An 18,379-nucleotide genomic window follows, 5' to 3' on the forward strand; every position below is an offset into this window, starting at 1 on the left:
CCAGGTCAGCCCGCTTCCGGTCGAGAATCTCCAGCGTATCGCCAGTCGACATCACCCACTTCGCCCGCTTTCGCGGCGCGACGCCCGACAATGAACACGTAAAGTAAGAATGCGATCTCGGCGATTACTCCGATTCCTATCCTCGCCCAGGTCGGCAGGCCCGACGGCGTCACGAAACCCTCGATCACGCCGGAGATCAGCAGCACGACGGTCAGCCCCAGCGCCATCACCACGACCGACCGCCCTTGCTCGCCGAGCGCCGCCGTCCGGGAACGGCGTCCCGGGTCGATGACCGTCCAGCCGAGTTTCAGGCCCGTCCCGGCCGCGACGAACACCGCGGTCAGCTCCAGCAGGCCGTGGGGCAGGATCAGCCCGAAGAACACGTCGAGCCGTCCGGCCGAGGACATCAGCGCCGCGCCGATCGCGAGGTTCAGGGAGTTCGCCCAGAGCGCGTAGATCACCGGGACGCCCAGCACCACGCCGAGGAACAGGCAGGTCGCGGCCACCCAGGCGTTGTTGGTCCAGACGCGCGCGGCGAAGGAACCCGCGGGGTCGGACGAGTAGTACGTCTCGTATTTCCCGCCCGGCGCGGTCAGGTCCTTGAACTCCTCGGGCGACGCCAGCGACGCGAGCACTTGCGGGTCTCCGGCGATCCACACCGCCGCGATCGCCATCACCGCGATCGACGCCGCCGCCGACGCCAGCCACCAGCGACGGCTCAGGTACAGCGCCGCCGGGAACCGGTGGGTGAAGAACAGGCCGACCTCGCGCCAGGCGGGACTGTGCGAACCGGTGACGGCCGAGCGCGCCTTCGCGACGAGGCCGGACAGCTGCGCCACGAGCACCGGGTCGGGCGCGACCGAGCGGATGATCGAAAGATGCGTCGCGACGCGCTGGTACAGCGTCACCAGCTCGTCGGCGTCCGGGCCGCTGAGCTTCCCGGCGCGGCCGACGAGGTCACGCAGCCGGTTCCATTCGGCCTGGTGCGCGGCGACGAACACGTCCACGTCCAACTCGGAGCCCTCCCGGCGATCGTCCTTGGTCGCCCAGCCTATTCGTCACTACGCTTGCCGGGTGGAACAAGAGTCCGAACTCGTCACCGGTGAGGCCGTCGTCCTGGACGTGCGCGCGGCGAAACTGGCCAGCCGCGGGCTCGCCATGATGCTCGACGTCGCTCTCCAGCTGATCGCCCTGATCGTCGCGATGCTGGTGCTCAGCCAGGTCGCCGTCTTCGGTGACGAGGCGCTGGCGCTGACGCTGTTCCTGGTGACCCTTGTGCTGATCATGGTCGGCTACCCGGTGATCTGCGAGACACTGAGCCGCGGCCGCACGCTCGGGAAGATGGCGCTCGGCCTGCGGGTGGTCCGCACCGACGGCGGCCCGGTGCGGTTCCGGCACGCGCTGGTCCGCGGGCTCGCCGGATTCTTCATCGACTTCTGGGCGCTGGGCATGCTCGGCGTCGTGGCGGTGGTCACGTCGCTGCTGTCACCCAACGGCCGTCGCGTCGGCGACTACCTCGCCGGCACGCTGGTGATCAGGGAACGCATGCCCGCGGCCCGCACGCCGTACGTCGGGATGCCGCCGCAGCTGGCGTACTGGGCTTCGCAGCTGGACCTGACCCGGCTGCCGAACGATCTCGCGCTGGCCGTCCGCCAGTACTTGGGCCGCACGAGCGAGCTTCGCCCCGAAGCGGCCGAAGCGCTCGGGTACGGGCTCGCGCAGCAGGTCGCGGCGGCGATCGGGGCGCCGGTGCCGCCGGGGGTGCCGTCCTGGGCGTACCTGTCGGCGGTGCTGGCCGAGCGGCGGCAACGGGACCAGGCGAAGCTGCAGCCGGCGGTCCAGTACGGGCCGCCTGCCGTGCAGTCCTATCCGCAGCCGACTGCCCCCGCCCCGGTCGCCCAACCGCAACCGCCCGCGGAACCGGCCCCGGAAAACCCCTTCGCGCCTCCGGGCTGACCGGCAAAGTCGCATAGCCGCCGCTCGGGTGGGTCGTGAGTGGTAAAGAGCGTTAGAACGACAGTTGCCACTCACGACCCACGCGGCCAGACGGACGACACTCGCGCGGCCGGGGTGCCACCGTGTGTCGTCCGTCCAGTCACGTGTGTCGTCCCGCTGGTCACGCGAACCCGCCGCCACTCGCGACCCGGATCGCAGCCGCGCATCAGGAAACGTCGGCCGACTTCGCCGCCCACGTGTTGCACTGGAACATCCGGTTCTTCTGCGCGCCGTGCTGCCACCACGAGACGGCGTGCGCGTCGGAACCGTGGTCGCGCGGGCCGCCGTTGTGGTCGCCGCGGTCCTGTGTCTGCCAGGCGTCGCGGTACATCGCCTGATCGACCGAGCCGCCGCGCCCCACCGTCGAACCCAGGAACGTCCCGGAGAGACACTGCGCCGAAAGCTCGTTGCGCCGCGACATCTCCAGTCCCGCCGCCGAGTCTGTGCCCGCCTCGTACCGTGCGTCCCAATAGGCCTCTGAGATCCCCGAAAGCGCCTGGATGTGATGCGCGTACTCGTGGGCGAAGACCGCCAGATAGACCCCGGGCCGGTTGCCGTACTGAGAGACCTGAAGGCCTTCGTACGGCATGTACAGCGTCTCGTTCTGCGAGCAGTAGAACGCCGCCACCGAGCCGCCGCTGGCGTCACCGCACGGGCTCGACCAGTTCTTGCCGGACGGGTACTTCACGGTCGGGACCCGGAACGGCAGTTTCGTGTAGTTCATGACCTGCTGCCAGACGCTGTCCAGGCACGGCCGCGCGCTTTCGAAGAACGCCGCAGCCGCGTCCGGGTTGTTCGCCCAGCGCGAGAGGTTGCACGGCTGGTTCGGCAGGCCGACCTGGGAATCGAGCCACAGCGGGTTGTCCGCCAGCTTGTGGTGCGGCTGCGGGCCGGACGGGGCACGGCTCGCGGACGTCTCCCGGGTGGAGCCGGTCGACGTCTCGCGTGTGCCGGTCGAATCACGCGAACTTGTGGCCGTCGTCGTCGACGAAGTTGTATCGCTGGTCGTCGTGTAGTCCGAAGTGGAGGTTGCCGAATAGCTGGAGTAGCCGACGTCCGCGACGTGTTTCGACTTGCCGTTCGCGATGGTGATCACCATGAGCAGCCCGCCCATGACCGCCATCACGGCGACGATCGCGACCGCCGCGATCACCCCGCCGTTCGACTTCTTGGCTTGGTATCCGCCGTAGGGCGCGAAAGCGGGCTGAGCGAACCGCGGGCCGTACGGAAGCTGCGGCGGGCCGACGGCTCCGGGCCGGAACGGGACCGGCGCGCCGATCTGCGGCGGCGGCAGCGGTGCCGCGCCCGGCGGGGGCAGCGGCATGCCACCGCTCGGCGGACCCGGCCGGAACGGCGGCGGAACCGGCGTCGGCCGGGAAATCGGCGGGCGACCGGGCGGGACGGGACCCGGCCGGTTCGGCGGCGGCATCGGCCGGCCCCCGCGCGGTGGAAGCGGACGCGCTCCCGGCGGCGGGAGTGGACGCCCGCCCTGTGGCGGAAGCGGTCGGCCGCCCTGCGGCGGCCGGGGTGGCTGCCGTGGCGGTGGCGGAGTCGGCCGGCGCCGCGGATCAGGCGGGCCGGGCGGCTGCTGGTTCATCGAGTGGATCCCCCATGCGTTCGGCAACGCCGTTCGCCCAGGTGGCGGATTCGGCGTTTCGGCGGTCAGCATAGATCGGCTGCCCTAGAGTGTGTGGCTGTGTTGACGAAATGGGGGACGGCGGTCGTGGCCGTCGCGGCGAGCTCGGCCTTGATGGCCCCGCCGTCGGATACGAACGTTCCGGAGGCGCCCGGAGCGGGCCCTTCGCTGACCAACGCGCCACAGCTGCCGAAGCCGCCGCCGCTGGGCGCGCGCGGCCAGCTCGGCCTGCTCCAGCCGCCGAGCGGGGCGTCCGCGAACGTCGCGGTGAAGGTGGAACGCGACGGTTCGCTGTCGATCACCGAGCAGGTGACCGTCCCGGGTGGACAGCACCTCGTGCGCCGGATCCCGTTGAAGGTTCCCGCGGGTGAAGAGCAGGACCGCGTGTACGCGATCCGTGACGTCTCGGTCGAGGGCACGGGCAAGACGGAGACGAACGGCGAACAGCTGGTCGCCACCTTCGATGGCGGCGCGGCCACCCTCAAGTACAAAGTGGACGGTGCGGTCGCGGACGTCAACGGCGCGCAGCAGGTGCGCTGGCAGGTCGCGAGCGGCTGGGACGGCGAACTGTCCCGGGTGTCCGCCTCGTTCAGCGCGCCGACGCGCGAAACGCCCACAGTGGACTGTTTCGCCGGGCCGCTCGGTTCGGACCGGCAGTGTTCGCTCGCGGAGACCGACCACAGTGGCGTCGTCCGCATCGAGCAGGACAAGCTCGCGCCGGGCGAACGGGTCGACCTCGCCGTCCAGCTCCCGGCGGGCACGGTGCCCGCGAACGCGCGCTTCGAGCAGATCGCCTCGGTCGGCGGCGCCTTCGCTCTCACCACCCTCGCCGGTATCGGATTCGGGGCACTGGCTCTGTTCCTGATCCTCGGCGCGCTCGCCGTCTGGCTGCTGCGCCGCCGTGACCGGGGCGCGCTCGCCGCGGGCACCGGCCCGGTCGACGTCCTCATGCGGGAGGGCGATCGGGTCTCCTTCGCCTCGCCCGACGGTGTCCTGCCCGGACAGGTCGGGACGGTCGTCGACGAGACGGTCGACGTCGTGGACGTCAGCGGAACGGTGGTCGATCTCGCGGTCCGCAACTACCTGTGGATCGCCGAGGTCCGCGGCGCCGGCACGGTCGATTGGCAGATCGCGCGCCGCAACGCGCCGGACGAGCACCTCGCCGCCTTCGAACGCGAGATCTACACCGCGCTCCTGCCCGAGGGCACCGATTCCGTGCTGCTGTCGGAACTCCGCGGCCGCGGTACCGTCGATCTCCGCGTGGCGGGCGAGGCGATGTACGCCGACGTCGTGCGCAAGGGCTGGTTCTCCCGGCGCCCGGACAAAGGCAAGAGCAAGCTGACTTGGGCGGGTATCGGGCTGATCGCGCTCGGACTCGTGGCCACCGTCGTCCTGACCTTCACGGCCGGCCACGCGCTGCTCGGCGTCGCGGTCGCGCTCGCCGGGGTCGCGACGTTGCTGGGCGCCGCGTGGGTGCCGCCGAGGACCACGCGCGGCAGGCGCCTGGTCGGCCAGGTGCGCGGGCTGCTCGAATATCTGCACACCGTCAAGGTCGCCGACATCCCGTTGGGGGACCGGGAAATGGTGTTCTCCCGGTCGCTGCCGTACGCCATCGTGCTCGGCGACACCGAGCACTGGCTCCGGACGTTCGAGGGGCTCGACCCGTCGGCGGACGGTTCGGCCGGGCTGTACTGGTTCGGCGGGCTCGAGGGCGATCGGGATCTGCGCCGGTTCGCCGCGCATCTGCCGTCGTTCCTGTCCGCTTTGGACGGTTTGCTCGCCGAATCCGGGCATCTGCGCTCGCTGCGCCCGGAGCCGGTCCCCGCCTGACGTGAAGTACCGCATTCAGAGGACTAAATGCGTGCTGTTGCCGGTGCTTCTCCTGCTGGTGCTGGGTGCGGCACCGGCGGGGGCGCAGAGCGAACCGCAACTGCCCGCACTGCCGAACAGCGCGGAGATCTCGCTCAAGGTGGAACGCGACGGCGCCCTCACGGTCGTCGAGGCGGTCTCCGTGCCGAGTGAGGCGACGATGACCCGCCGTATCCCGCTCCGCACGGCCGCCCCGCGCGACCGCGACCGGATCATCGGCATCCGGGACGTCGTCATCGAGGGGGCGGGCAACGCCGAGCTGACCGATGACGAGTTCACCGTCAAGCTCAAGGGCGGCACCTCGATCGTCCGGTACACAGTGGACGGTGCGGTCGCCGAAGCCGACGGCTTGACCCGGGTAAGCTGGCAGCTCGCGGGCGGCTGGGACGCCCGGCTCGAACTCGTGCGGGCGAGCTTCGCCGCGCCGGCCATCCCGAACGCGGTCTCCTGTTACGCCGGGCCCGAGGGGTCGCGCGCGCACTGCGCGACCGCCCAGATCGCGCATTCCGGGCTGACCCGGTTCAGCCAGCAGAACCTCGCGCCGGGGCAGCGGATGGAGATCTCCGTCGAACTGCCCGGTGGCACCGTCCCGGCGAACGCGCGGCTGGAGCCGTCGAAGACCTTCGCCGGGGCGTTCGTGCTCACCGCCCCGGTCGGCTGGGCGTGGGGTGGCTTCGCCCTCGTGCTGATCGCGGCCGCCGTCGGCCTGGCCCTCCTGCGGAGGCGGGACAGGCACCCGGGTGACGCGCTCCCGGTCCGCTTGCTCACCGGGAAGGCGTTCTCGTCACCCGACGGTGTGCTTCCCGGACAGGTCGGGACCGTCCTCTCGGGCCGCGCCGACGCCGTCGACCTGGCCGCGACGGTCGTCGACCTCGCGGTCCGGAACTACCTCTGGGTGAGTGAGGAGCCCGGCGAGCTGACCGGCTGGCGGCTCGTCCGCCGCAATCCGCCGGACGAGCAGCTGACCGACTACGAACGCGCCGTGTTCGACCTCCTCCTGCCCGGCGAAAGCGAGTCGGTACTGCTGTCGGAGATCCCAGCCGCGCGGATCGGCGTCGAATCGGTGCGGGAGAAGCTGGACGACAGCGTTGTCGAGCGCCGCTGGTATTCGCGTCTGCCGGGCAGGCTGACGCGCGTCGGCCTGCGGATCTGCCTTTACGGCCTGTTCCTCACCGTCCTGCTGGCCCTGACCGTCGGCTACGCCCAGCTCGGACTGATCGTCATCGCCGCGGGCGCGGTACTCGCCGTCGCCGCCCGATGGCTGCCGGTGCGCACCGGCGCCGGAGTGCTGCTGCACCGGCGGCTGCTCGGCGTCCGTGAGGCACTGCTGGCGACCAAGGCGACGGACGTCCCGAAGCTCGAACGCGAGGTGCTCCTTTCCCGGGCGCTGCCGTACGCGCTCGCTCTCGGCGAACAAGAACGGTGGGTCGCCGGATTCGCCGAACTGAAGGGTCCGCCCAAGATCTACTGGTACGGCAAGGAAGACGACGGCGAGGTCCCGATCGCGCGGGTGAGCGACTTCACCGCCGCACTGGTGGGAACCTTCGCCGCGACCCGCCAGGGTCGTCGCCTGGAGGCCTGAGTAGCCCGTAGGGTGGTGCGCATGGCCGATCCCGAGCTTGTCCGATTCACCCTCGACAACGGTCTGCGCGTGGTGCTCGCGCCCGACACGACCGCTCCGGTGGTGGGTGTCAGCGTCCACTACGACGTGGGCTTCCGTTCCGAGCCCGAAGGGCGCACCGGTTTCGCGCACCTCTTCGAGCATTTGATGTTCCAGGGGAGCGAGAGCCTGGAGAAGCTCGCGCACTTCCGGTACGTCCAGTCGAGTGGTGGCAGCTTCAACGGCTCCACCCATCCGGACTACACGGACTACTTCGAGGTACTCCCCGCCGCGGCTCTCGAGCGCGCCCTGTTCCTCGAAGCGGACAGGATGCGGGCGCCGAAGCTGACGCAGGAGAACCTGGCCAACCAGATCGACGTGGTCAAGGAGGAGATCCGCCTCAACGTGCTGAACCGGCCGTACGGCGGGTTCCCGTGGATCCTGCTCCCGCCGGTGCTGTACTCCACGTTCCCCAACGCGCACAACGGTTACGGCGGTTTCGAGGATCTCGAACAGGCCACCTTGGACGACTGCGCGGCCTTCTTCGACACCTACTACTCGCCCGCGAACGCGGTGTTGACCGTCGCCGGTGACTTCACCGTCGAGGAGGCCCGCGAGCTGATCGAGAAGCACTTCGGCGACGTTCCGCACCGGCCCGCGCCGCAGCGTCCGTCGTTCGCCGAGCCCGCCCCCGAGGGCGAGCTGCGCGGCGAGCACGTCGACCCGCACGCCCCGCTGCCCGCGGTCGGCGTCGGCTACCGCATGCCGGACCCGATCAACGACCTCGACGGCTACCTGGCGAACCTCGTGCTCGCCGGCGTGCTGACCGATGGCGACGGCTCCCGGCTGCAGCAGCGGCTGGTGCACCGTGAGCCGCTGGTCGTCGACATCGGCGCGGGCGCCGGGCTCTTCGGCCCGTTCGAGGCGCGCGACCCGGACACGTTCACCATCACCGCGATCCACCCGCACGAGGTGAGCACCGACCAGGTCCTCGCCGCGCTGGACGAGGAACTGGAGAAGCTGGCGGCCACGCCGCCGGAGGACCAGGAACTCAAGAAGGTCACCGCGCGCTGGGCCGCGAGCCTGCACTCCGAGCACGACAAGCTGGTGTCCCGCACGCTGGCGCTCGGCTCGTTCGAGCTGCTCTACGGCGACGCGTCGCTGGTGTACCGGCTCGCCGAGAAGATGTCGGCGGTCACCGCGGAAGCCGTTTCGGCGGCGGCGAAGGCGCTGCGGCCGGACTCGCGGGCGGTCCTCGTCATCCGTCCCGGTAGTGCTGATTCCGAGCAGGAAGGTTCCGAGCAGTGAGCGCACCGCACCGCACCGCCGAGGAGATCGGCCGCACGGCCGCCGGGCCGCGTCCGGTCCCGTCGCTGGGGACGCAGCGCGCCGCCGCGGATCTGTCCCATGTGGACACCACGCTGAGCAACGGCCTGCGGGTGCTCGCCGTCCGCAAGCCGACCGTGCCGCTGGTCGAGCTGCGCGTCTGGATCCCATTCGCCGGTGAGGACAAGCTGCACCCGGCCACCGCCGAGGTGCTGGCCGAAACCCTGCTGACCGGCACCGCCCGCCGCGACCGCATCGAGATCGACGCGGATCTGGCGCTGATCGGCGGCGACCTCGCGTCCGGCGTCGACCCGGAGCGCCTGGTCGTCACCGGCACCTCGCTGGCCGACGGCCTGCCGACGATGCTCGACGTCCTCGCCGACGCGCTCACCGGCGCGTCGTACGCGGACGCCGAGGTCGAGCGGGAACGCGAGCGGCTCATCGAGCGGATCGCCGTGTCCCGCACGCAGCCGAGGACGATCGCCCGTGAGGCGCTGCAGAAGCACCGCTACGGCGACCACCCCGCCGTGCGCGAGGTCCCGCAGGCCGAAGACGTGGCCGTCGTGACGCCGGAGCAGGTTCGCGCGTTGCACCGGGCTTCGGTGCTGCCGCGGGGATCCGTGCTGGTGATCGTCGGCGACATCGACCCCGAGACCGTCATCGGCGACCTGGAGAAGGCGTTCGGCGGCTGGGCTTCGGATCGTTCCGCCGTCCGCCTGCCCCCGCTGCCCGACCTCGTCGGCGGCAATGTCCTGCTGGTGCCGCGGGCCGGTGCCGTGCAGTCGCAGATCCGGCTGTCCGCGCAGACCGTGTCGCGTACGGACCCGCGGTACCCGGCGCTGCAGCTGGCGAACCTCGTCTACGGCGGGTACTTCTCCTCGCGGCTGGTCGAGAACATCCGTGAGGACAAGGGTTACACCTACAGCGCGCACTCCGGATTCGAGTTCACCGACAAGACCGCCGTGGTGAACGTCGACGCGGACACCGCGACCGACGCGACCGCCGCCGCGCTCATGGAGACGCGGTACGAGCTGGCCAGGCTCGGTCTCGTGCCGCCGACCGCCGAAGAGGTCGAGTCGGTGCGCCAGTACGCGATCGGTTCGCTGGTGACGGCCGCGTCGTCGCAAGGCGGCCTGGCCGCGCAGCTGTCCGCGCTCGCCGCGACGGGGCTGGGTGTCGAATGGCTCGCCGGGCACCCGGAGCGCCTCGCCGCGGTCACCGCCGAAGACGTCGCGAACGCCGCCCTGGAGTTCTTCGCGCCCAAGCGGTTCACCGGTGTCGTCGTCGGCGACGCGGACGTCCTCGCGCCGAAGCTGACGGCGCTGGGCGACGTGACCGTCGGGGAGCCCGCCTGATGGAGACGCCGTTCGGGTTAGGGGCGCTCCCGACGCTTTCGCGCTCCACGGCGGACCGTCAGGAATCCTTGCGCACCAACCCGGACAGGCTCGCCGAGCGCTGGCCGAACGCCCGGGTCGTGCTGCTCGACGAGCACGCGCGCACCCCGGTGGTGGAGGGTTCCGGCAGCCTCGCGACCCGCAAGTCGCAGGAGTTCGGCACCGAGCCGCCCGCCGAGGCGGTCTTCCTGGGGGAGTGGCAGGGCACCGACTACTGGTCGATGCCCGGCCGCCCCGCCGGCGAGACCGAGACCGTCGAAATGGCGGGCAGCTGGGGCGTCGTGGAACAGGTCGCCCGGCACGAAGGCGAGATCTGGGTCGACCTGCGCGGCTACGGCGACCTGCTCGACGACACGTCGGCCGGGCTGTTCACCACCGCGCAGGCGCTGCAGGCCTGGCGGCGGCAGGCGAAGTTCTGCACGCGCTGCGGAAGCTCGACCGAGCTGGTCCAGCTGGGCTGGGCGAGCAAATGCACCGGCTGCGGCCGGGAGGAGTACCCGCGCACCGACCCGGCCGTGATCTGCCTCGTGCACGACGACGCCGGTGTCAACGGCGAGCACGTCCTGCTGGCGCGGCAGCCGATCTGGCCGCCGGACCGGTATTCGATCCTCGCCGGTTTCGTCGAGGCGGGGGAGTCGCTCGAAGGCTGTGTCGAGCGGGAGATCCGCGAAGAGGTCGGCGTCGAGGTGCGCGATGTGCGCTATCTCGGCAGCCAGCCGTGGCCGTTCCCGCGGTCGATCATGCTCGGTTTCACCGCGCGGGCGGACATCTCTTCTCAGCTGGTGCCCGCCGAGGGCGAGATCGAAGAGGCGTTCTGGGTTTCGCGCGAGGAGGTGCGGGCCGCTTTCGCGAACAGTCAGCTGCGGAACGCGGGCGCCGTGCCGACCCCGATCGCCGGTGGGACGCGGCAGCTGGTGCTGCCGGGGAACTCGTCGATCGCGCGCGTGATGCTGGCGGCCTGGGCCGGCGTCTGACGGCTGACCCGGTCCGTGAAGGCCTCCTTGAGGGACTCGTCTTTGCTTGCCCGCTGGTGTGGGTCGCGCCTGACGGGTTTGGGGCGTTGTACATCCGTTGATGAAGGATTTGGGACAGTGAACGTCCCAAATCCTTCATCGACAACGCTCGGCCCGGTCCGGAACGGCGCCCACGCACAGGTCAGCCGTAGATCAACAAATATCGTTCCGTGAAGGCCTCCTTGAGGGACCCAGAGTCCCTCAAGGAGGCCTTCACGGACTCGATAATCGCCGCGTTCGCCTCACTCGCACCAGCAGTCACAACGGCTGCGCGTGAAGGCCCCTTTCCTCGGCTCAGCCGAGGAAACTCGACCTTCACGCCTTTGCCGAGTACATGAAGGCCCCCTTCATTGCGCCTAGCGCCATGAAGGGGGCCTTCATGTACTCAGGCGGGTTCGACCACGAGCCGGTAGCCAGAGCCGAAGGGTTGGCGATTCGCCCTCAAGGCGGCGAAGAACACCTTGCGGCGGTTCGCCGTCCCCACCGCGTCGCCGAAGGGCCGCCCGGGAGGCCTCGAACCTCCTGAGCGGCCCTTCGTCGTCTGGCACGGACCACTCACCAGGCAGGTCCGCCCGAACAGCCACCCTCCGCACCGGTACGTATACCCGCTGTGCGGAACACGGCAAGCGTTACCTCCCCGTTTCCCGACCCCGTTGACGGCTGTGGCTCGGCTCACTACAGTCCCCGGAAACCGTCTGTAAAGTTTCCTAACGAAGTCGGGAGTGAACTCCAGTGCGAGCCGGCAGTCCGCGAATGCTGCGCGAGATCAACGATCGCGCGGCCATCGAGGTCCTCCTCAGGGAAGGCCCGCTGACGCGCTCCGAGCTCGAAGTCGCGATCGGCCTGTCCAAACCCGCGACGGCGCAGCTGCTCACCCGCCTCGAACAGGACGACGTCGTCACCAAGGCCGGCGTCCGCGGTGGCGGCCGTGGCCCGAGGGCGCAGCTCTGGCAGGTCAACGGCGGCGTCGCCTACGTCGCGGCCGTGGACCTGACCCCGCAGACGGCCGACTTCGTCGTTTCCGACGTCACGGGCGCGGTGCTCGCCGAGTACCAGGTCCCGCTGCCGGTCCACGAGGGCGCGGACGTCGTCGGCACCTTCGGCGCGGCGCTCACCCACGTCGCGAACAGCGCCGGGCTCGCCGCCACCGATCTCCGCCACGTCGTCATCGGCGCACAGGGCGCGTTCGACCCGCGCACCGGCCTGCTCTCCTCCGCGCCGCACATCCCCGGCTGGCTCGGGTTCGACGTGCCGAGCAGGCTCAGCCGGGAGCTCGGTGTCGAGGTCACCATCGAGAACGACGTCAACCTCGTCGCGATCGTGGAGATGACGGTCGGCCAGGCCGTCGGGCTCGACGACTTCGTGATGATCTGGCTCAGCGACGGCGTCGGCGGTGCGGTGGTGGTCGGCCGCAGGCTGTTGCGCGGCGCGACCGGCGGTGGCGGCGAGATCGACTGGATGCGCGTCCCCGATCCGGTTTCCGTTGCCACACGGAAGGAAACGGCACGCGGGGGAGATCGTTTCGGCGACCTCGTCGCGTCGCCGGCCGTCGTCGAGCTGGCCGCCGCGCACGGCTTCGAGGCCGAGACCGGCGCCGACGCGGTCGCCAAAGCCCGCGAGAGCGGCAATGAAGCCTTCCTCGACGACCTCGCCCGCCGTGTCGCGGGCGGAGCGGCCAGCCTGATCGCGGTCGTCGACCCCGAACTCGTGCTGCTTTCCGGCGACACCAGCCGGGCCGGTGGCGACGAATTCGCCGCGCTGGTCGCGAAAAGGCTGCACGAACTGGTCCTGCCCCGCACCCCCGTCGGGGTCGCTTCGGTGCAGGGCAACGCGGTCCGCGCGGGCGCCCTCCAGTCGGCGCTCGCCACCGTGCGCAGGGACGTCTTCGGCGTCAACACCCCTTCGCTCCTCGGGCCGAGACGGTCCGGGGCGGGAGAGCCGAACCCGATCGTGGCTATCCCGGATTCACGAACAGAACCACCGTCTCCCGCCCCAACCAACTAGGAGGAGGGTCATGAGTTCCACGACCCAGGTTCGGAGAAGCGGCCGCCGTTGGCGCGGCTCGATAGTGCTCGGCGCGGTCACCGTCGCCGCGCTGGTGTCCGCCTGTTCGGGCGCCGCAAGCGGCCCGAACGGCGGGTCGGGTGACGCGGCGGCCGCCCCGGCCGCGGACGCGAAGCTCACGCTGACCGTCTACAGCAAGTTCACCGACCGTGAGTACAACGTGGTCACCGCCGGGCTCAACAAGCTCAAGGCGAAGTTCCCGAACATCGAGATCAAGCACGAAGGCCAGCAGGACGACGACAAGATCACCCAGTCCATCCGCGGTGGCAACCCGCCGGACGTGGCGATTTCGTTCTTCACCGACAACCTCGGCGCGTGGTGCTCGACGGGTAGCTTCCAGGATCTCAAGCCCTACATCGATCGCGACAAGATCGACCTGAACCAGATCCCGGACGCCGTCCGCAGTTACACCGAATACCAGGGCAAGCGCTGTGCCATGCCGCTGCTCGCCGACGTCTACGGCTTCTACTACAACAAGGACATGTTCGCGGCGAAGGGCATCACGTCGCCGCCGAAGACGACCTCGGAACTGTTCGAGGCCACCAAGAAGCTGACCGAGTTCAACCCGGACGGCTCCATCAAGGTCGCCGGTTTCCTGCCCTCGATGCCGTTCTACGCCAACATGGCGCAGTACTGGGCCCCGAACTTCGGCGCCACCTACATCGGCCCCGACGGCCAGTCGCACCTCGCCGACAGCCCCGAGTGGAAGGCGATGTTCGACTTCCAGAAGCAGCTCGTGGACTTCTACGGCGGCCACGCCAAGGTCGAACAGTTCAAGGCCGGCCTCGGCGAGGAGTACTCGGCGGACCACGGTTTCCAGCGCGGCAAGCTCGCGATGATGATCGACGGCGAGTACCGCACCGCGTTCATCAAGGACCAGGCGCCGGAGCTCAAGTTCGGCACCGCGGCCCCGCCGGTGCTCGACAGCAAGCCGGACCGCTACGGCGGCGCGTTCACCACGGGCACGATCATCGCGATCCCCAAGGGCGCCAAGAACCCCGGCGCGGCTTGGGAACTGATCAAGCAGGTCACCCTCGACACCTCGACGCTGGTCGACCTGTCGAACGGCCTGAAGAACGTCCCGAGCACCAAGGCCGCGCTGACCGACCCGAAGCTCGAGGTCACGCCGGAGTTCAAGACGTTCCTCGATCTGTACAACGGCGGAAAGCTCATGCCCAACCCGTCGACGCCGATCGGTGACGCGCACCTCAAGGCCGTCAACGACTTCGCGGAGAAGTGGCAGGCGGGCAACGTCCCCGACATGATCGCGGGGCTCAAGCAGGTCGACGCTCAGATCAACGACGAGCTGGCCCAGAAACGCGCCGGCGGCTGATCGCATGACTTCGACCCTGGATTCCAGGGCGGTCGCCTCCCCTTCCGCGTCCACCCGGACGCGGAAGGGGAACGCAGCGCGCCGCCGTCGCACCGTCTTCTACTTCATCGCACCGGCGACCCTCGGATTCCTGATCTTCTTCGGGTACCCGCTGATCGCCACGGTGTACTACTCGTTCACCCGCTACGACCTGATCAACGCGCCCGAGTTCATCGGTTTCGACAACTACATCCGCATGTTCACCAGCGAACCGCTGGTCGGTACCGCCGCGTACAACACGTTGTGGCTGGTGATCGTGCTGACGTTCTGCCGGGTCGTGTTCTCGCTCGGCGTGGCGTCGATCATCTCGCGGCTGAAGTCGGGCGTCGGCTTGGTGCGGACGCTCTGCTACCTGCCTTCGCTGGCCCCGCCCGCCGCGGCGACCCTGGCGTTCGTGTTCCTGTTCAACCCGGAATACGGCCCGGTCAACGCGTTCCTGCGGGCGGTCGGCATCGACGGCGGCCTGTGGTTCAACGATCCGGCGATGTCGAAGCCCGCGCTGACCCTGCTGGTGATGTGGGGTTCGGGCGAGCTGATGATCATCATCCTGGCGGCACTGCTCGACGTGCCGCAGGAACAGTACGAGGCCGCCGAACTCGACGGTGCCGGGCCGGTCCGCCGGTTCTGGCACGTCACGCTCCCGTCGATCTCGCCGGTGCTGCTGTTCGGCATCGTCAACTCGATGATCTTCGCGTTGCAGTTCTTCACGCAGGCGATCGTCGCGGGATCGGCGGCCGCGGGCGCGGCCGACGTCGCGGGCAACACGAGATTCATCGGCGCACCACAGAATTCGACGCTGACCTATCCGGTTTGGCTGTACGTCCAGGGTTTCCGGTACTTCAACATGGGTTACGCGGCGGCGATGGCGGTCCTGCTGTTCATCGTGTCGGCCGGGTTCACCTGGATCCTGGTCCGGCAGCTGCGCAAGACCCAGCATCAGGAGGAGGGCGGATGACCACACTGGCCGAGCCCCGGCACACCGCCCCGGCGTCCGAACCGCCGAAGGTGCGGGTGCGGCGCCAATGGGACAAGAAGCTGTACTGGATCGCGACGCACAGCGTGGGCATCGCGATGGGCGTGATCTTCATGCTGCCCATCCTGTTCGTGTTCCTCACCGCGGTGATGTCCAGCGATCAGGCGCTCTCGTCGAACTTCTGGCCGAAGGAATGGCACTTCGAGAACTTCATCGAGGTGTTCGAAAAGGCGCCGCTGCTGCAGTATTTCGGCAACAGCATCCTGTATTCGACGCTGGCCACCGTGGGGGCGCTCGTCTCGGCGATTCCGGCGGCGTACGCGCTTTCGAAGCTGAAGTTCCGTGGGCAGAACCTGTTCTTCATGCTGACCATGGCCGCGATGATGCTGCCCCCGCAGGTCACCGTCGTCCCGTTGTACGACCTGTGGGTGCGGCTCGGGTTCACCGGGACCCTGGTTCCGCTGATCGTGCCGTACTTCTTCTTCGACGCGTTCTCGATCTTCCTGCTGCGGCAGTTCTTCCTCACCATTCCGAAGGACTACCTCGAAGCCGCGAAGATCGACGGCTGCAACGAGTTCCAGGCGATGGTCAAGGTGCTGATCCCGATGGCGAAGCCGGGGATCGCGGCCACCGCGATGTTCTGCTTCCTGTTCACCTGGAACGACTACTTCGGTCCGCTGCTCTACACCGGTGAGACCCGCGACAGCTGGCCGCTTTCGCTGGCGATCGCGTCGTTCCGCGGTATGCACCACGTGGAATGGAACCTCACCATGGCGGCCACCGCGCTGATCATGCTGCCGGTGATCGTGCTGTTCGTGTTCGCGCAGAAGTCCTTCGTCAAGGGCATCACATTCACAGGGGTCAAGGGATGAAACTGGCAGTCGTCGGTGGTGGGTCCACTTACACGCCCGAGCTGATCGACGGGATCGCCGGACGGCGGTCCACTTTGGACGTCGACGAGATCGTGCTGATCGATCCGGACGCGTACCGGGTGGAGGCGGTCGGGGACTTCAGCAACCGGTTGCTGAGCCACGCCGGGCATCCGGCGCGGGTCCGCACCACGTCGAGCCTCGAAGAAGGCGTCGACGGCGCGTCGGCGGTGCTGATCCAGCTGCGGGTCGGCGGGCAGCGCGCCCGCCGGGGGGACGAGACGTTCCCGCACGCCTGCGGCTGTGTCGGGCAGGAGACCACGGGCGCGGGCGGCCTCGCGAAGGCGCTGCGCACCGTGCCGGTGGTGCTCGACATCGCCGACCGGGTCCGCAAGATCGCCGGGGACGACACGTGGATCGTCAACTTCACCAACCCCGTCGGCATCGTCACGCGGGCGCTGCTGAACGAGGGGCACCGCGCCGTCGGCCTCTGCAACGTCGCGATCCATCTCCAGCGCACGTTCGCGCATCTTCTCGGCGCCGGGATCGACGACGTCAAACTCGTCCACACCGGGCTGAACCACCTGAGCTGGGAACGAAAGGTGCTCGTCAAGGGCGAGGACCGCTTGCCGGAACTGCTGGCGGAGCACGCGGAGTACCTCGGTGAGCACGTCACCGCGCCCGTCGCATGGATGCGGCGGATGAACGTCGTGCCGTCGTACTACCTGAAGTACTACTACGGGCACGACGAGCAGGTCGCGAAGCAGCGCACCGAGCGGCCGCGCGCGGACGTCGTGAGCGACGTCGAGGAGGAACTGCTCAAGGTGTACCTCGACCCGGAGGTGGTGACCAAACCGGAGCAGCTGGAAAAGCGGGGCGGCGCCTACTATTCCGAGGCCGCGGTGCAGCTCGTGCACGCGCTCACCTCAGGCGGCCCCGCCGAAGAGCACGTCGTCAACGTCCGTAACGAAGGTACATTCGACTTCCTGCCGGACGACGCCGTCATCGAGGTTCCGTCCCTTGTGGACGGAAACGGTCCGCGCCCGATCGCGCAACCGCCCGTGGAGCAGCGGTTCGCCGGGCTCATCGCCGGGGTGACCGCCTACGAGCATCTCGCGCTGGAGGCGGCGATCAAGGGCGGCCGGGACCGGGTGGCCGACGCGTTGCTCGCGCATCCGCTGGTCGGCCAGTACACCAAGGCGGATCAGCTCGCCGACTCGCTGGTGCAGATCAACCGTGAGTTCCTGCCGTGGGCGGGGGCATGACGGCCGGCTCACAGGACGTCGTCGTCGCGATCGACGGCGGCAACAGCAAGACCGACGTCCTGATCGTCTCGCGGGACGGGCGGGTGCTCGGGCAGTCGCGAGGACCGGGCGCGTCCCCGCAGAACATCGGGGTCGACGGCAGCGTCCAAGCGCTGGAAAAGCTGGTCCTGGAAGCCCTTCGCGGGGCAGGGCTTCCCGACGAACGTCCTTTCGCGACACATACGTCGGCCTATCTCGCGGGGCTGGATTTCCCGCGGGAGGAAGAGATCCTGCACGCCGCGCTGGCGGCACGCGGCTGGAGCGACACCCTGATCGTCGGCAACGACACGCTCGCGCTGCTGCGTGCGGGCAGTTCCGACGGGACGGGCGTGGCGGTGGTGTGCGGCGCCGGGATCAACGGTGCCGGCGTCAGCGCCGACGGCCGTGAACACCGGTTCCCCGCGCTGGGCAAGATCTCCGGCGACTGGGGCGGCGGCTACCGGCTCGGCGAGGAGGCGCTGTGGTGGGCCGTCCGCGCCGAGGACGGCCGCGGTCCGGGAACGGCTCTGCAGGCCGCCGTCACCGCGCACTTCAAGGCGTCTTCGGTGCTGGATGTGGTGCAGCGCCTGCACTTCCAGGATCTGCACTCCGATTCGATCCACGGCCTGTGCCCGCTGCTGTTCGCCGTCGCGGCGGACGGCGACGAGGTGGCGCAGGACGTGGTCGACCGGTTCGTCGAAGAGGTCGCACTGCTGGTCTCGGTCATCCTGCGGCGGCTCGAACTCACCGAGGAGGCACCCGAAGTCATCCTCGGCGGGGGAGTGCTGACCGGGGTCGGCGCGCAGGTGATCGCGGAGATCGAACGGCGGTGCCTGAAAGTGGCGCCGCGGGCGTCGATCCAAGTGGTCGACGTGGCTCCAGTGGTCGGTGCGGCGCTGTTCGCGCTGGACACGATCGGCGCTTCCGCCTCCGCGAAGGCCTCTCTGAAGGCCGCGACCAAACGGGTCTAGATCGCGCGTGAAGG

General features: G+C 69.5%; 14 protein-coding genes. 12 read left to right on the top strand and 2 right to left on the bottom strand.

Annotation, left to right across the window (positions count from 1 at the left end):
- Positions 1 to 5: 5 nt before the first annotated feature.
- Positions 6 to 1,013, bottom strand: a complete 1,008-nt coding sequence (locus AMK34_RS29910; RefSeq protein ID WP_038518935.1) for a stage II sporulation protein M — start codon at positions 1,011 to 1,013, stop codon at positions 6 to 8.
- Positions 1,014 to 1,074: 61 nt separating this feature from the next.
- Between AMK34_RS29910 and AMK34_RS29915 the strand changes: the two genes are divergently transcribed.
- Positions 1,075 to 1,956, top strand: a complete 882-nt coding sequence (locus AMK34_RS29915; RefSeq protein ID WP_073847555.1) for an RDD family protein — start codon at positions 1,075 to 1,077, stop codon at positions 1,954 to 1,956.
- 205 nt (positions 1,957 to 2,161) lie between these two features.
- Here the strand turns inward: AMK34_RS29915 and AMK34_RS29920 are convergent, their stop codons facing one another.
- Positions 2,162 to 3,424 carry a neutral zinc metallopeptidase gene (locus tag AMK34_RS29920; RefSeq protein ID WP_083650032.1) on the bottom strand — a complete coding sequence of 421 codons (1,263 nt, stop codon included), beginning with the start codon at positions 3,422 to 3,424 and terminating at the stop codon, positions 2,162 to 2,164.
- A 267-nt stretch (positions 3,425 to 3,691) separates the two neighbouring features.
- Between AMK34_RS29920 and AMK34_RS29925 the strand changes: the two genes are divergently transcribed.
- The 11 genes from AMK34_RS29925 (at position 3,692) to AMK34_RS29975 (ending at position 18,365) form a co-directional block, all read left to right on the top strand.
- Positions 3,692 to 5,461, top strand: coding sequence for a DUF2207 domain-containing protein (locus AMK34_RS29925; protein ID WP_338020568.1), 1,770 nt, complete (start codon positions 3,692 to 3,694; stop codon positions 5,459 to 5,461).
- A gap of 31 nt (positions 5,462 to 5,492) precedes the next feature.
- On the top strand, positions 5,493 to 7,082 hold the full coding sequence (locus tag AMK34_RS29930; protein WP_073847557.1) for a DUF2207 family protein: 1,590 nt from the start codon (positions 5,493 to 5,495) through the stop codon (positions 7,080 to 7,082).
- 21 nt (positions 7,083 to 7,103) lie between these two features.
- On the top strand, positions 7,104 to 8,408 hold the full coding sequence (locus AMK34_RS29935) for a M16 family metallopeptidase (RefSeq protein WP_073847558.1): 1,305 nt from the start codon (positions 7,104 to 7,106) through the stop codon (positions 8,406 to 8,408).
- A complete protein-coding gene (locus AMK34_RS29940; protein WP_038518922.1) occupies positions 8,405 to 9,781 on the top strand; it encodes a M16 family metallopeptidase in 1,377 nt (458 codons plus the stop codon). Before AMK34_RS29935 ends, AMK34_RS29940 begins: the two co-directional genes overlap by 4 nt.
- Entirely contained in the window at positions 9,781 to 10,794 is a 1,014-nt protein-coding gene (gene nudC / locus AMK34_RS29945) for an NAD(+) diphosphatase (RefSeq protein ID WP_073847559.1), read from the top strand. Before AMK34_RS29940 ends, nudC begins: the two co-directional genes overlap by 1 nt.
- Positions 10,795 to 11,586: 792 nt before the next feature.
- Positions 11,587 to 12,837, top strand: a complete 1,251-nt coding sequence (locus AMK34_RS29950; RefSeq protein ID WP_073847560.1) for an ROK family transcriptional regulator — start codon at positions 11,587 to 11,589, stop codon at positions 12,835 to 12,837.
- Positions 12,838 to 12,847: 10 nt separating this feature from the next.
- Positions 12,848 to 14,230: an extracellular solute-binding protein gene (locus tag AMK34_RS29955; protein WP_037332011.1), complete on the top strand. Its 1,383-nt coding sequence runs from the start codon at positions 12,848 to 12,850 to the stop codon at positions 14,228 to 14,230.
- Positions 14,231 to 14,234: 4 nt separating this feature from the next.
- The gene (locus AMK34_RS29960; RefSeq protein ID WP_073847561.1) at positions 14,235 to 15,224 is read left to right on the top strand and encodes a carbohydrate ABC transporter permease; all 990 of its coding nucleotides are present in this window, start codon (positions 14,235 to 14,237) and stop codon (positions 15,222 to 15,224) included.
- On the top strand, positions 15,221 to 16,114 hold the full coding sequence (locus AMK34_RS29965) for a carbohydrate ABC transporter permease (protein ID WP_073847562.1): 894 nt from the start codon (positions 15,221 to 15,223) through the stop codon (positions 16,112 to 16,114). Before AMK34_RS29960 ends, AMK34_RS29965 begins: the two co-directional genes overlap by 4 nt.
- On the top strand, positions 16,111 to 17,376 hold the full coding sequence (locus tag AMK34_RS29970; protein WP_073847563.1) for a 6-phospho-beta-glucosidase: 1,266 nt from the start codon (positions 16,111 to 16,113) through the stop codon (positions 17,374 to 17,376). The genes AMK34_RS29965 and AMK34_RS29970 overlap by 4 nt, the downstream gene beginning before the upstream one ends.
- Complete coding sequence (locus AMK34_RS29975; protein WP_038518904.1) at positions 17,361 to 18,365, top strand: N-acetylglucosamine kinase; 1,005 nt, start codon at positions 17,361 to 17,363, stop codon at positions 18,363 to 18,365. The genes AMK34_RS29970 and AMK34_RS29975 overlap by 16 nt, the downstream gene beginning before the upstream one ends.
- The last annotated feature ends 14 nt before the right edge of the window (positions 18,366 to 18,379 follow it).

Origin of the sequence: Amycolatopsis sp. CB00013 (assembly GCF_001905755.1) — a bacterium.
Classification (GTDB): domain Bacteria; phylum Actinomycetota; class Actinomycetes; order Mycobacteriales; family Pseudonocardiaceae; genus Amycolatopsis; species Amycolatopsis japonica.